A 14017-nucleotide genomic window follows, 5' to 3' on the forward strand; every position below is an offset into this window, starting at 1 on the left:
GTACGTCACGGGAGGCGCCCACCGCACGTCGCGGTGGGCGCCTCCCGTTGTCAGCGGGGTGTGCCAGGCTGGTCCCATGCTCAGCGTCAAGGTCGAGACCGAGAACCAGCAGACCCACACCCGCGTCTCGGAGCGGGCGCTGGACGACCTCGTGCACCGCATCGGCGGGCGCGGGGACAACTTCCTGGTGGTCCAGCGGGTCCCGGACATCCCCGGCACGTTCATCCAGGTGTGGCACGAGACCGGCGCGGGTTACACGGTGGAGCACCGCGCGGGTTCGGCGGCCGGCCATGTCCGGGCCGACGTCGACGGCCCCGAGCGGGTCCTCGGGCTGATGGCGGGCTGGGCGCGCCAGGAGCCTGGCTGGGACGCGGGCACGGTCTGGGAGAGCGCCGGGATACCCGAGCCGGAGCCGGTGCCGGAGCTGCCCGCCGAGATCCGGGGGCAGTTGGAGGCGCGGGTGCGGGAGCTGCTGCGCGGGGGTTACGGGAGCGTGCGGACGCTCACCGAGACGGCCGAGGAGTACCTCGTGAAGGACGGGGTGCGGCCGGTTTCCCGGGCGCAGGCGCGGGAGTTGGTGGAGCGGCTCTGGCTGGAGCGGGTCGAGGAGCAGCGGCTCTGGGCGGACGATGTGACGGACCCGGACCGTCTTGAGCGGGCGTTCGCCGAGCTGGACGGGCGCGGGATCACCGCCCGGGAGCACTTCACGTGCTGCCGTTCCTGCGGGATGAGCGAGATATACGCGGATGGGCGCGAGGATGCCCGGGGCTTCGTCTTCTTCCACCTCCAGGGCACGGAGAGCGCGGCGGCCGGGCACGGTCTGACGCTGTACTACGGCGGGTTCGACGACTCCGCGGAGACGACCGCGGCGGTGGGCCGCGAGGTGACGGCCGTGCTGGGCGGGGCCGGGCTGACTGTGGAGTGGGACGGTTCGCCGGACAAGGCGATCGAGCTGACGGGCCTGGACTGGCGGAAGCGGCTGGTGGGTTGAGGCCTGTCGCCTTGCTCACCTCGTTGTGCGAAGGGGCGCTTCGTCACGTGGGTCTCTGCTTCAATGGGGGCATGGCCGGTTTCCCGCACACCTCGACAGGTCGCAGCGACCTCGAGCCGTTCTGGCCCTCCCGTCAGCATCACGACTTCGACCGGGTGTGTTGCCGCGCGCTGAACGCGCCGGCCCTCTGACGCCCTCACCCGGCCTCCGGTCCGCGCGCACGCAGCAAGTCCGTCCATCGACGACTCCCTCGCGCGAAAGAGCTGACCCCTCATGCCGAACACCCGTACCTCCTCCGCTGCGACCTCCTCCGTCCCTCCCCACTCCCCCAGCCGTCACCGGCTGCGCGCCGTCGCCCCTGACGAGGTCGTCCAGCAGGCCGACGTCTCCGCCCTCCTGACGCCGGGTGCCACCTGGCTCCCGGCTCCCCAGCACACCCTGCCCAGTCTGCCGGGCCGGCCGCCGATGGTCGGCTACCTGGTGCTCGTGCCCGCCGACCAGCAGCCCGCCTTCGCTGCCGCCGCCGCGCAGTTCGCGGTGCCGGAGCCGCCCCCGGAGATGGCGGCGGGTCCGGTGACCATCGACTCCGTCCAGCGCTCCGCCTCGGTGAACGGGCGGGTGCTGGACCTGACCTACCTGGAGTTCGAGCTCCTCGCCCATCTGGTGGCCCACCCGCACCGCGTCCACACCCGCGACCAGCTGGTGACCACGGTCTGGGGGTACGGGCACGTGGGCGACGGCCGGACCGTCGACGTCCACATCGCCCGGCTGCGCCGCAAGCTGGGCGCCGAGCACCGTCGCTCGATCCAGACCGTGCGCCGCGTCGGGTACAAGTACACGCCCTGACCGGCGGGCCGAACAGGGGCGGGCCCCGGTTCCGGTACGCGCTACCGGAACCGGGGCCCGCCTTCGTATGCCCTGCTCAGCGCAGTCCCGACCCGACCGGGGCCGGCGCCGGGTCCGCCGAGGGCTCGCCGTGGTCCAGGCTCGGCAGCTTGCCGAGGCCGCGCGGGGTGCGCCAGTTGCGCTCGCCGAGCAGTGCCATCACGGAGGGCAGCAGCACCATCCGTACGATCGTGGCGTCCAGCAGGACCGCGACCGCGAGGCCGACGCCCATCTGCTGCATGTCCTGCATGGACAGGGTCGCGAAGACCGAGAACACCGCCACCATGATCACGGCCGCGCCGGTCACCGCGCCGGCCGTGCGGCGGATGCCCTCGTCGATCGCGGCCCGGGTGGAGAGGCCACGGCCGCGGGCCTCGCGGATTCGGGAGACCACGAAGACGTGGTAGTCCATCGAGAGCCCGAACAGGACGACGAGGACGAACAGCGGCATCCAGGACTCGACCGCTCCGACGCCCTCCGAGCCGATGAGCCCGGCGCCCCAGCCGTGCTGGAAGACCGCGGTCATGACCCCGTAGGCGGCGGCCACGGAGAGCAGGTTGAGCAGGATGGACGTCAGGGCGATGACGTACGACCGGAAGCAGAACAGCATCAGCAGGAACGTCACCGCGGTGATGAAGAGGAAGACGGGTGCGATGCCTCGCTTCAGCTGGTCGTTGAAGTCGACGGACCCGGCCACCTCGCCGGTGACGAAGGCGCGGGCGCCGCTGCCGTCGAAGGCGGCGGGCAGGCGGTCCTCTCGCAGTTCGGTGAGGCCCTTCTCGCCGCCGGGCAGCGGGACCTCGAACTCGGCGACGTTCTGCGCCCGGTGGACGTGGACGTCGTCGAAGCCGGCGAGGGCCTTGCGGACGGCCGGGGCGTTGATGTCGTCGGCCTCGACGACGACCTGGGCCGGGGCGGGGCCGCCGGGGAAGGTCTCGCTGATGTCGCGGTAGGCGACGGACAGCGCGGAGTCGGAGCCGAACTGCTTCTCCAGGCCCAGGGATTCGGTCTTCATGCCGATCGCGGGCACGGCGAGCACCAGCAGCACGACGACGGACGCGGCGGCGAAGAACCTCGGCCGGTTCAGGACGGGGCGCAGCACCCGTCCGGCGACGCGGCCGCTCTGCTTGTCGCCCCGCTTGCCGCGCCGGTTCAGCAGCGGCACCCGGCCCGCGTCGATGCGGTCGCCGAGCCAGGAGAGCAGGGCGGGGAGCACGGTGACGGAGCCGAGCATGGCGATGAACACGACGGTGATGGTGGCGAGGGCGAAGCCCTTGAAGAGCATCAGGCCGGACAGGAACATGCCGGCCATGGCGACCATGACGGTGAGCCCGGAGACGAGGACGGCCCGGCCGCTGGTGGCGGCGGCGATGCGCAGGGCGGTCTCGGCGTCGCGTCCGGCGGCCCGCTCGTCGCGCTCGCGGCGCAGGTAGAAGAGGCAGTAGTCGACGCCGACGGCGAAGCCCATCAGGAACATCACGGAGTACGTGGTCTGGAACAGGTGGAGCTGGTGGCTGGCGAGCGAGAGCAGTCCGAAGGCGGCCATGCACGCGGTGAGCGCGAGCCCCACGGGGAGCAGGGCGGCGACGACGGCGCCGAAGGCGACCAGCAGGATGCCGAGGGCCAGCGGTACGGCGGTGAACTCGGCCTTCTTGAAGTCGTCGGAGAGCAGGTCGCCGAGCCACTTGCCGGCGCTGGCGTCGCCGAACTGGCTGACGGTGACCCCGGGTTGTTTCGCCTCCACCCCGGCGACGGCGTCCAGCACGGGTTGCACCCGGTCGGCCGCGGTGTCCGGGTCGCCCTTCATCTCGAAGGTGATCAGCGCGTCCTTGCGGTCCTTCGACGCGACCGGGTCCGCGAGGCCGGTGACCTCGCCGGTGTCCTGGATGGCGGCGGTGAGTTCGCGGGCGGCGGTGCGCCAGCCGTCGGGCTCGGCGGCCGAGACCATGACGAGTTCGCCGGCCCGGTGGCTCAGGCCCGCGTCGGAGAGGATCTGCTCGGCGCGGGCCGAGTCGCCGGCGCCGTTCTCCGCGTCGGTCATCTCGACCATGCCCGAGGCGCCCCCGATGCCCGCGGCGAGTACGACGAAGAGCAGCCAGCCGAGAATGGCCGTCTTGCGGTGGTGTGCGCTCCACACACCGATGCGTGCCGCGAGGTTACGCCTCATGGCGGGTTCGCCCCCTGTTGGTGGAAGTCCGACGATGCCCCTCGAATCTAGGAACGGCCGGGCGGCGGCCCCAGCCGGTGGAACCCCCGGTCACGCGGCACGTAGGGCGAGCTGGTGGGGGTGGTGCTGGGTACACCCCCACCGGGTGGGGAACCGGCTGACGTGCGCCGGGTGCGGCGGGTCAGACTGTGTGCGACACGGGGCCGGCACAGGGGCCCGGCGAGGGGAAGAGGGACCGGGATGGACGCGAAACGGGGACGGATCAGGTCGGCGCTGCTGGCCGCGTGGCGCGGGCTGGTGCTGTCGTTCGCCGCCCTTGTGGGCTCGTGCACGCTCTTCGTGCTGGCGCTGGTCTCCATCGCCATGATTCCGCTGGGCATCGGGCTGTACACCACGCCGTACATCCTGGAGCTGGTACGCAAGCACGCCAACCAGCGCCGGCTGCTGGCCGTCACCTGGTCGGACGTCCGCATCCCGGTCCCGTACCGGCCGCTTCCGAAGGATCTGCGCAGCGGCTTCACCGGGCAGGTGGAGCGGACCACGCTGATGCTGAAGGACCCGGCGACCTGGCGCGACATGCGCTGGATGATGGTCGACATGACGGCCGGGTACGTGGTGTCCGTGCTGGCGGCGGCGCTGATGGTCTACCCGGTGGAGGGGTTCGTCCTGGCGGCGGGCCTGTGGCGGGTCTTCACGGACGACCGGTACTGGTACGGGTTCGTCCCGGTCGACAGCCAGGCGACGGGGCTGATGGCCGCCGCGCTCGGAGTGGCGGTCTTCGCGCTCGGGGTGCTGGTGAGCGAGCGGCTGCTGCGGGCGCACTTCGTGCTCGCCCGGTCCGTGCTCGCCCCCACCCAGGAACAGGAACTCGCCCTGCGCATCGACCGGTTGACGGAGACCCGGCACGAGGCGGTCGACACGGCCGCGTCGGAGCTGCGGCGCATCGAGCGGGATCTGCACGACGGTGCGCAGGCCCGGCTGGTGGCCATGGGGATGAACCTCGGCACCATCGAGGCGCTGATCGAGAAGGACCCGGCGCAGGCGAAGCAGCTCCTGGCGACGGCCCGGGAGTCCTCGGCCGAGGCGCTGACGGAGCTGCGCGACCTGGTCCGGGGCATCCACCCGCCGGTGCTGGCCGAGCGGGGGCTCGGGGACGCGGTGAAGGCGCTGGCGCTGCGGCTGCCGATCCCGTGCGACGTGGACGTGGAGCTGACGGGCCGGGCGGACGCGCCGGTCGAGTCGGCGGCGTACTTCGCGGTCAGCGAGGCGCTGACGAACGCGGCGAAGCACTCGGGGGCCGACCGGATCTGGGTGGACCTGCGCCACAGCGACGGGGCGCTGAAGTTCACGGTCACGGACAACGGCAGGGGCGGCGCCTCGGTGGGTGCGGGCTCGGGCCTGAGCGGAATCGAACGCCGGCTCGGTACATTCGACGGCATCATGGCCGTCAGCAGCCCCGCGGGCGGTCCCACCATGGTGACCATGGAGATCCCTTGCGAGTTGTCCTAGCCGAAGATCTCTTCCTGCTGCGTGACGGCCTGGTCCGGATGCTGGAGGCGTACGACTTCGAGATCGCGGCGGCCGTCGAGACCGGGCCCGAACTGACCAGGGCCTTTGCCGAGTTGGAGCCGGACGTCGCGGTCGTCGACGTCCGGCTCCCGCCGTCCCACACGGACGAGGGCTTGCAGTGCGCGCTGGCGGCCCGGCGGGCGCGGCCCGGGCTGCCGGTCCTCGTACTCTCCCAGCACGTCGAGCAGTTGTACGCGCGCGAGCTGCTGGCGGACGGCAACGGCGGGATCGGCTATCTGCTCAAGGACCGGGTGTTCGACGCGGACCAGTTCATCGACGCGGTGCGCCGGGTCGCGGCGGGCGGTACGGCGATGGATCCGCAGGTCATCTCGCAGCTGCTGACGCGGCGTGCGCAGGACAAGCCGATGGGCGGTCTGACGCCGCGCGAGCGGGAGGTCATGGAGCTGATGGCCCAGGGACGGTCGAACGCGGCGATCGCCTCGCAGATGGTGATCACGGAGCGGGCGGTGGCCAAGCACACCTCGAACATCTTCGGGAAGCTGGACCTGCCGCCGTCCGACGACGACAACCGCCGCGTTCTGGCCGTACTGGCGTATCTGGACCGCGGCTAGGGCGCGTCGGCCGCTGGCAGGGGGACCGGGCTCAGCCGTTGAACCAGGCCGCCACGTCGAGCCGGAAGGCGCCGTCCGGGGCCATCCTGCGCAGGTCGTCCTCCAAGGCGCGGACCCGCTCGGCGCCGAGGACCCGGACCCACTCGGCGCGCAGCCGGTCGAAGCCATCGGCTGACCGCCTGAGGACGTCGACGCCCCGCGCGGTCAGCCGGACCAGCTTGCGGCGCCCGTCGCTCGGATCGTCGGCGCGTTCCACGTAACCGAGGCTCTCCAGCCTGTCGACGGTCTTGCCCGCGGCCTGCTTGGAGACGCCGAGGCGGCGGCCGATCTCGCTGGCCGTCGCCCCCTCGATACCCACGGCCTGGAGGGCGTAGCCGTACGCGGGCCGCATGTCGGTGTGGCCCTGCTCGGCCAGGTCGCGGTGGAGCGCGTCGATGACCGACCGGAAGCCGGCGAACAGCAAGAGGGGCAGCTCGAAGCCCCTGCCGGCCTCCTCGGGGCCCACTTCTCCGCGCCCGTCCGCACGCTCAGCCATTGCGAAACTCGACAACCTGGTTTACGTTTTCGTCAATCACGTTGTCGAGTTTACGCGAGAGGTCCACCATGCCCGCGACCGCCTTCCCCGACCACACCGTCGAAACCGCCCCCGCCGCCACCCGCCCCGGACTGTCGGCCATCGCACAGAAGCAGGGCTTCCTGCCGGCCGCCGCCGGGCGGATGGCCACCTCCCCCGAGGTGCTGAGCGGCTTCCTGAAGATGAACGCCCTCTTCGAGTCCACCACCCTGGACAAGCTCTCCCGCGAGGTCCTGAGCATGACCATGGCCACCCGGAACGACTGCCACGTCTGCGTGGCGATGCACACCGGGACACTCACCGCCCTGGGCACCGGGCCCGCCCTCATCGCCGCCCTCCGCGAAGGCACCCCGCTCCCGGACGAACGCCTGGAAGCCGTGCGGCAGTTCATCCTGGCCGTCCTCGCGACGAACGGGGCCGTGGACGACGCGGCGATCGAAGCGTTCACGGCCCACGGCTACACCACCCGCAACGCGCTGGAGGTGACCCTCGGCATCGCCACCTACACCCTGTCCACCTTCGCCAACCGGATGACCGGCGCGCCGGTCGACGGCCCGCTGGCCCGGTTCGCCTGACCCCTCCGGGGCCCCGGCGGACGGGCCCCCGGAGTGACCATCGCACCATTCGCTCGTTCAGATGAATGTGCGCCCACCGTCAGAGCTACCGCCCGCCGTCGCCCCGGTCGACGCGGAACAGGCCGAGGCCGCGCTCGTCGAGCACTACCCGCGCCTGGTGCGGATCGGCTACCTCCTGTTGCCGCCCTGGGTGAACCGTGGCCGACGCGTGTTCGCCGCCCACGCCCTCGCCCAGCGCTCCCTGCAGGCCGCCCACCGCGCCGGGGCCGCCACGGTCCCGCTCCCCCGCCGCCCGGGCCGTTCCGAGGCCACCGACCCCGGATACGCGTACGTGCGCCGCCAGGTGCTGCGCCGGGCCCTGGCACCGGGGCGCCTCGGGCGGCTGCGCCTCCGGCCGCGCCGGCTCCCGCCCGTCCTGCCGTCCGCCTGGGGCCTGCGGCTGCTCCCGCACCCGGGCGGAGCCGGCGAACTCGCCCTGGAACGCGAGCTGGCGGCGGCCGGCGCCCCCGCCCGCGCCGCGTTCGTGCTGCGCGGCCTGGAGGGGCTGGCGGACGGGGAGGTCCGGCGGGAGCTGGCCGCCGCCGGGGTGGCCGATCCGCACGCGGCCCTGATGGAGGCCGACACGATCACCGCCGGCCACGCGCTCCTCGCCTCACCGGAGTTCGACCCCTGCTCGCTCCAGGCCCGGCCGCCCGACCTGCCGCGCCGCCGCCGGCGGGCCCGGACCGCGCTCGCGGCCCTCGCCGCGCTGCTGGTGTGCGGGGCGCTGCTCGGGCTGCCCGGTGAGGGCTGGGGGCGCGGGACGCTGTCCGCCCCGCTGTACGCGCGCAATCCGGCGTCCGAAGCGGCCCTGGAACCCGGATCGTTGCGCCGGGTGCCGGCGTCGTACTGGCAGCGCTCACCGCGTACGGACTTCACCGCCTGGCCCACGCGCGGCGACCGCACCGGGGACACCCGGCTGCTGCGCCGGGCCCTGGAGGTGTGGGCCCGGCCCGGCGCCGGGGTGCGGACCTCGGCGACGCCGGGCACACCGGTGGGCCCGCCGATGGGGGCGCCACAGCTGCTGTACGCGGGCGAGGTGGGCGACTGGGCGGTGGTGCTGTTCCACGACGGGCTGCGCGTCGTGCGGTACGCCGAGCCGCGCAACGCCGACCCCTCCCTGGGCGCCGCCCTCGACTTCGCCCGGGTGGACGGGGCGGACGAGGCGTCGTCGGGCGCCCTGGTGGTGGCCCGCACCCGGGACGGGGTGCGGTATCTGACGGCGCCCTGGGTCCGGGACGTCCGGGTGCGGGACCTGCTCGCGCCGGACCGGGCGCCGCGCCCGCTGCCCCGCTCCCCCGACGGGGTGACCGGCACACTGACGGAACCGGCGGCGGGCCCCGGCTGCCGGTCCTGGGAGGCCGTCGAGCTGTCCGGGGACACGGCGGTGCGGCTGGTCACGGACCTGGGCGAGCTGGCCCCGGCCCGGCTGACCTCGGGCGCCCCGGGGAAGCCGCACGACGTCGCCGGGCGGGCCGAGCGGGAGAGCTGGGCGCGGACCGCGTGCCTGCTGCCGGAGGTCCGGTCGCACGGGGTGCGGTCGGTCAACTCCTGGGCGTACGCGCGGCAGCCGCTGCCCGAGGCCGGCGGCACGGCGCGGTGGCTGTGCACCCGGGCGGAGACCTGGCGGGGCACCGGGAGCCGGGTCATCGCCCAGTTCCAGGCCCCGGCCACCCGGCCGTCGGCGCCCGGTGCGGTCGCGGCGCGCGCCGAGGACGCGCCGGAGTGCGGGGCGCGGACCCCCCGTGTGCTGGCGGGCGTGCTGTGGAAGTCGCCGGGCGGCCGGTGGTACGTCCTGGCGGCGGGCAGCGAGCAGTTCGCGTCGCTGGCCACGTCGGGCGGGGTGACGGGGAGCGCCCGGGGGCGGCTGCTCGCGGTGCCGGCCGAGGCGGGCGACCGGCCGAGGCTCGACGGGCGGCTGAAGGACGGCAGCCGGGTGGTCGCGCTGCACTGAAACGCCGTCTGATCTGCGTCTCCCGGTGCCGGGGCGGGGGCCGGCTGGTGCTGGACCTGTGATCCGGCCGGACCCACTGGTCGGTACGCTGGGGGCATGACGACCGGGGTGCGGCGCAGGATGGGCGTCGAGGAGCGCAGGGAGCAGCTGATCGGCGTCGCGCTGGAGTTGTTCAGCCACCGGGCGCCGGACGAGGTGTCGATCGACGAGATCGCCGCCGCGGCCGGTATCTCCAGACCGCTGGTCTACCACTACTTCCCGGGCAAGCAGAGCCTGTACGAGGCGGCGTTGCGGCGGGCGGCCGACGAACTGGCGGCCAGGTTCACGGAACCGCGCGAAGGGCCGCTCGGTGCGCGGCTGCTGCGGGTGATGGGCCGGTTCTTCGACTTCGTCGACGAGCACGGCCCCGGTTTCGCCGCGCTGATGCGGGGCGGCCCGGCCGTGGGCTCCTCCACGGCGAACGCCATGATCGACGGCGTCCGCCAGGCGGCCTGCGCGCAGATCCTGGCCCATCTGGACGTCGGCAAGCCCCCGGCCCGGCTGGAGTTGGTCGTACGCTCCTGGGTCTCCCTAGCCGAGTCGACGGCCCTGCTCTGGCTGGACGGCCGGCGGGTGCCCCGCGCCGAGCTGGAGTTGCAGCTCGTCCACGACTTCGCCGCGCTGGCCGCCGTGAGCGCGGCGTACGACGAGGAGATGGCGGGCATCGTGCTGCGGGTCCTGGCGCAGGAGCCGGCGGAGGGGCCGTTCAGGGACCTGCTGACGCGGCTCTCGACGCTGGCGCCCGCTGTGCCGGCGGTACCGGCGCAGCGGGTGCCGTAGCGCGGGTCAGACCTTGCGGTACGAGGCGTCCAGGTCGCGGACCTCCGCCGAGAGGTGCAGGGTGGTCCCGCCGCCGGCCGTGCCGAGGTGGGCGGTCAGCAGCTTCAGGACGGCCTCGGTGAGCCGGGCCTTGGTCTCCGCGGTGCGGCCGGCCAGCAGCGAGATGTCCACGTGCACGAGCGCGTCGCCGTCCGGTGCTTCCGCCACGACCGTCTCCCCGGTCCGCCGGAAGCGGGTCTTGCAGGCGGCGGTCCTGGTGTCGACGGTCTCGGCGATCAGCGGGTGCAGGGCGAGGGCGAAGGCGGAACGGTCGAAGGTGTCGGCCAGCTCGGCGGAGTAGTCGACGGTGATCTGCGGCATGGCGGGCTCCGGGGCGGTCGGGGCGTGAACGGACGCCGCCCACCCTTCCCGTACCAGCGCACGCGCACAACACGGATTCACCTTGATTCCCCCAGGATGCCCCGCCCTTCAGAGCGGGAGGAGGTGGGTCCTTGAGGCGAAGCCGCGAAGCGGCGGAGTTCGCTGGCATCAGTCCTGACCTGTGTTTCGTTCCATTCTCAGTGGGGGCTGCTAGGTTGCGGAACGTGGCGACGGCGGCAGCAACTGAGCAGGGTTCCGGGCACGTCCGGTTCACCTTCCGGCTCCGTGTGTCGTCGACCGCGCTCGCCAGGCTGGAAGCCGAGTGGGCGCGGTGTCGGTGGTTGTGGAACGAGTGCGTGGCCATGTCCCGCATGGTCCACGCCGCGAACCGGGACGCAGCTGAGAAGACGACGTGTGGTCCGGCGCAGCTCGACAAGTTGCTGACCGAGGCCCGGCAGTCGATGTCCTGGTTGCGGGAGGGTGCGAGCGTTCCGCAGCAGCAGACCATCCGTGATTTCGCCACGTCCCGGTCCAAGGCGGTCAAGGACATCAAGGGGAAGCTGCCGGTCAGCCGGCGGTCCGGGATGCCTCGAACCAAGCGCAAGCGGGACGCACGGCCCACGCTGAACTACACCCAGCGCGGGTTCCGCCTGAAGGACGGCCGTCTGCGCCTCGCGGCGGCATCGTTCTGACGGTCGTCTGGTCCCGCGAGCTGCCGTCCGTCCCCTCCAGCGTGCGCGTCTACCGGGACGGTCTGGGGCACTGGTACGCGTCGTTCGTCGTCGCCACCGAACCCGAGCCGCTCCCCGCCACAGGACGTGTGCTGGGTGTGGACTGGGGCGTGAAGGAGACCGCTACCACCACGTCCGACGCCCACGACCTGCCCCACCCCGGCCACGGGAAGTACGCGGCGCGGAAGCTGGGGCGGTATCAGCGGATGATGGCGCGCCGTCGCCCCGCCAGGGGCAAGGCCGCCTCCAAGGCACGACGCCATTGCCGTCGAGGACTTCCGCCCGAAGTTCCTGGCGAAGACCAGCATGGCCCGCAAGGCCGCGGACGCCGCGATCGGCGCCACCAAGACCGCCCTGATCTAGATGGGGCGCAAGCACGCACGGGACATCCGTCTCGTGCACCCCGCGCACACCACCATGGACTGCGCGTCGTGCGGAGCGAGAACCAAGCACGCACTTCCTCTTTCAGAACGTACCTACACCTGCACCGCATGCGGAGCCGTGTCCCCCAGGGACAAGAACTCCGCGCGCGTGATGCTGGTCCGGGCTGGTCTCAACCCGGCTGGTGCCGATCGTGTAAGAGCCGGCGGACCACAGGTCCCCAGCCAACGTGAGCCAGAAATCCCCCCCTCCTTCGGGGCGGGGAGGACGTCAATATGTGAGCAGTTCGCCGCCGCTTCCGCCGTGGAGCGCGAGGGCCAGCCCCGCCTCCGCGCTGTCCGCCCGGCCCTGTTCGAAGGCGCGCCGGTACGCCGCGTCGCCGACGGCCTCCCGGGCGCGGCGTTCGCACGCCTCGCGGACCGGGCCCAGTTCCGGGGTGCCGCGCTGGGGGTGGCCGACCATGCGCCAGTAGACCTGTCCGGTGCCGTAGACGCGGGCGGCCCTGGCGCCTTCCCCCTGGGCGGCGATGGCGGCGGCCAGGATGTCCAGGCCGAGCGCGATCCCGAAGCGGTCGCGGAGCCGGTGCTTGCCGGCGAGCATGGCGCGGGCGTGCGCGGCGGCGGGTTCGGCGCGGCCCTGGAGCAGGGCGATCAGGGCGAGTTGGTAGTCGACGTAGGAGCGGGTCCAGCACTCGTCCTGGGCCTCGCAGGCCGCGCGCAGCACGACGGCGGCCGACGCGGCCTCCTCCAGCCGGCCGAGGCCGGTGAGGGCGAAGACGGTGATGAGGTGGCAGCGCAGCCGGTAGGCCGCTTCGAGCCGGGTGCCGGTGGCGGTGGTCCGCAGCACCCGCCGCGATTCGCGCAGCCCCTTCTCGGGGTCGCCGGTCATCAGGTGGGTGAGGCCGCGCAGGTAGGCGGCGGCGAGGATGCCCTCGTCGGTGCCGTCGGCGGCGGCCGCCCGGACGCATTCCGCGCCGATCCGTTCGGCGGCCGGGTAGTCGCCCTGGAGGAGCACGCAGATGCCGAGCACCCACAGGGCCCGGGTGCGGTGGGGCCCGTGGTCGGGTCCGGTGTCCAGGGCGCGCTGGGCGTACCCCCGGGTCTGCGGGAGGTGGCCGCAGCAGCACCAGAAGAAGCCGATGCGGCCGGCCATCTCCTGGGCGGCGGCCGGGTCGTGGGCGAGGAGGTGGTCGAGCGCGGCGCACAGGTCGGCGTGCGCGTCGGCGATGCGGTGGTACCAGAGGATCTGGTCGTCGCCGGTCCAGCCGGCGTGGGCGTTGCGGGCGAGGCTCAGGAAGCAGGCGGCGTGCCGGTCGGCGGCGGCCCGTTCCTCACCGAGCTCGGCGAGCCACATCCGGCCGTACTCGCGCAGGGTGTCGAGCATGCGGTGGCGGGTGCCGTCGCGGGTGACGACGGACTTGTCGGCCAGGCCGCGCAGCGCGGTGCGGACGCCGTCGTCGGTGAGGGGGCCGCCGGTGCAGACGGTGACGGCGGTGGCCTCGTCGAAGTCGCCGCGCAGGACGGTCAGCCGGGCCCACAGGAGGCGTTCGAGGGGGGTGCACAGTTCGTGGGACCAGCCGATGGCGGTGCGCAGGGTGCGGTGGCGGACCGGGCGGAGGGTGGCGTCGGCGAAGACGTCGAGCCGGGAGCCGAGGCGCTGGGCGATCTCCTGGACGCTCTGGCGTCCGACCGCGGCGGCGGCGAGTTCGATGGCGAGCGGGATGCCCTCCAGGCGGCGGCAGATCTCGGCGGCGGCCTCGGCGGTGCCGGGTTCCCGGAACGGGGCGGCGGGGGCGGCGGCCGTGGCCCGTTCCCGGAAGAGGGTGAGGGCGTCGGCGGCGCCGTCGACGGGCAGCGGGTCGACCTCGACGATCTGTTCGCCCCGCAGGTCCAGGGGCTGGCGGCTGGTGGCGAGGACGGTGAGGCCGGGCGAGGTGGTGAGGATCTCGCCGAGGAGGTGGGCGCAGGCGGGGCGCAGGTGCTCGCAGGAGTCGAGGACCAGGAGGAGCTGTTTGTCGGCGAGCCATTCGCACAGGACGTCGATGGGGGTGCGCAGGGTGTGGTCGCTGAGGCCGACCGCGTCGGAGACGGTGGCGAGGAGGAGTTCGTCGTCGTGCAGCGGGGCGAGGTCGGCCCACCACACGCCGTCGCGGTAGCCGGGCTCGGCGCGGCGGGCGGCGCGCAGGGCGAGCCGGGTCTTGCCGACTCCCCCGGTGCCGGTGAGGCTGGTCAGCCGGCCGGTGGCGAGGGCGTGTTCGAGTCCGGCGAGCTCGGCCGTCCGTCCGACAAAGCTGGTGGTCTCCTCGGGGATGTTGCTGACCATCGTCACCGTCGCTGCGCAGGTGGAGCGGCCGGCCCCGGCCCCCGCGCGGATGCGGGGACCGGGGCCGGCCGGGTGGAG

The 14017-nt window shown here is 73.4% G+C and carries 11 protein-coding genes and 1 pseudogene; 8 read left to right on the plus strand and 4 right to left on the minus strand.

Annotated elements, in window-relative coordinates; all coding sequences use genetic code 11:
* The first annotated feature begins 76 nt into the window (after window positions 1-76).
* The gene (locus OG242_RS07710) at window positions 77-991 is read left to right on the plus strand and encodes a DUF6891 domain-containing protein (RefSeq protein ID WP_405897428.1); all 915 of its coding nucleotides are present in this window, start codon (window positions 77-79) and stop codon (window positions 989-991) included.
* Window positions 992-1264: 273 nt separating this feature from the next.
* On the plus strand, window positions 1265-1837 hold the full coding sequence (locus OG242_RS07715) for a winged helix-turn-helix domain-containing protein (RefSeq protein ID WP_405897429.1): 573 nt from the start codon (window positions 1265-1267) through the stop codon (window positions 1835-1837).
* 76 nt (window positions 1838-1913) lie between these two features.
* On the opposite strand, the gene OG242_RS07720 is transcribed toward OG242_RS07715, so the two are convergent.
* Window positions 1914-4043, minus strand: a complete 2130-nt coding sequence (locus tag OG242_RS07720; RefSeq protein WP_405897430.1) for an MMPL family transporter — start codon at window positions 4041-4043, stop codon at window positions 1914-1916.
* A 240-nt stretch (window positions 4044-4283) separates the two neighbouring features.
* Between OG242_RS07720 and OG242_RS07725 the strand changes: the two genes are divergently transcribed.
* Together OG242_RS07725 and OG242_RS07730 are read left to right on the plus strand one after the other, a co-directional pair.
* Window positions 4284-5552 carry a sensor histidine kinase gene (locus tag OG242_RS07725; protein WP_405897431.1) on the plus strand — a complete coding sequence of 423 codons (1269 nt, stop codon included), beginning with the start codon at window positions 4284-4286 and terminating at the stop codon, window positions 5550-5552.
* Window positions 5537-6184, plus strand: a complete 648-nt coding sequence (locus OG242_RS07730) for a LuxR C-terminal-related transcriptional regulator (RefSeq protein WP_405897432.1) — start codon at window positions 5537-5539, stop codon at window positions 6182-6184. The genes OG242_RS07725 and OG242_RS07730 overlap by 16 nt, the downstream gene beginning before the upstream one ends.
* A 31-nt stretch (window positions 6185-6215) precedes the next feature.
* Here the strand turns inward: OG242_RS07730 and OG242_RS07735 are convergent, their stop codons facing one another.
* Window positions 6216-6719, minus strand: a complete 504-nt coding sequence (locus OG242_RS07735; RefSeq protein WP_405897433.1) for a MarR family winged helix-turn-helix transcriptional regulator — start codon at window positions 6717-6719, stop codon at window positions 6216-6218.
* Between the two features lie 68 nt (window positions 6720-6787).
* Between OG242_RS07735 and OG242_RS07740 the strand changes: the two genes are divergently transcribed.
* The 3 genes from OG242_RS07740 to OG242_RS07750 all read left to right on the plus strand — a co-directional run bounded on the left by OG242_RS07740 (window position 6788) and on the right by OG242_RS07750 (window position 10145).
* Window positions 6788-7333, plus strand: coding sequence for a carboxymuconolactone decarboxylase family protein (locus OG242_RS07740; protein WP_405897434.1), 546 nt, complete (start codon window positions 6788-6790; stop codon window positions 7331-7333).
* A 61-nt stretch (window positions 7334-7394) separates the two neighbouring features.
* Complete coding sequence (locus tag OG242_RS07745) at window positions 7395-9326, plus strand: hypothetical protein (RefSeq protein WP_405897435.1); 1932 nt, start codon at window positions 7395-7397, stop codon at window positions 9324-9326.
* A 96-nt stretch (window positions 9327-9422) separates the two neighbouring features.
* Window positions 9423-10145: a TetR/AcrR family transcriptional regulator gene (locus tag OG242_RS07750; protein WP_405897436.1), complete on the plus strand. Its 723-nt coding sequence runs from the start codon at window positions 9423-9425 to the stop codon at window positions 10143-10145.
* Between the two features lie 6 nt (window positions 10146-10151).
* Here the strand turns inward: OG242_RS07750 and OG242_RS07755 are convergent, their stop codons facing one another.
* A complete protein-coding gene (locus OG242_RS07755; protein WP_405897437.1) occupies window positions 10152-10505 on the minus strand; it encodes a 5-carboxymethyl-2-hydroxymuconate Delta-isomerase in 354 nt (117 codons plus the stop codon).
* Window positions 10506-10867: 362 nt separating this feature from the next.
* On the opposite strand from OG242_RS07755, the pseudogene OG242_RS07760 reads away from it, so the two are divergent.
* Window positions 10868-11839 (plus strand): annotated as a pseudogene (locus OG242_RS07760) (RNA-guided endonuclease InsQ/TnpB family protein); the annotation flags it as partial.
* A 48-nt stretch (window positions 11840-11887) separates the two neighbouring features.
* Here the strand turns inward: OG242_RS07760 and OG242_RS07765 are convergent.
* Entirely contained in the window at window positions 11888-13939 is a 2052-nt protein-coding gene (locus tag OG242_RS07765) for an ATP-binding protein (RefSeq protein ID WP_405897438.1), read from the minus strand.
* Between the last annotated feature and the right edge of the window lie 78 nt (window positions 13940-14017).

This window comes from Streptomyces sp. NBC_00727, assembly GCF_045161745.1.
In the GTDB taxonomy this organism is placed as follows: domain Bacteria; phylum Actinomycetota; class Actinomycetes; order Streptomycetales; family Streptomycetaceae; genus Streptomyces.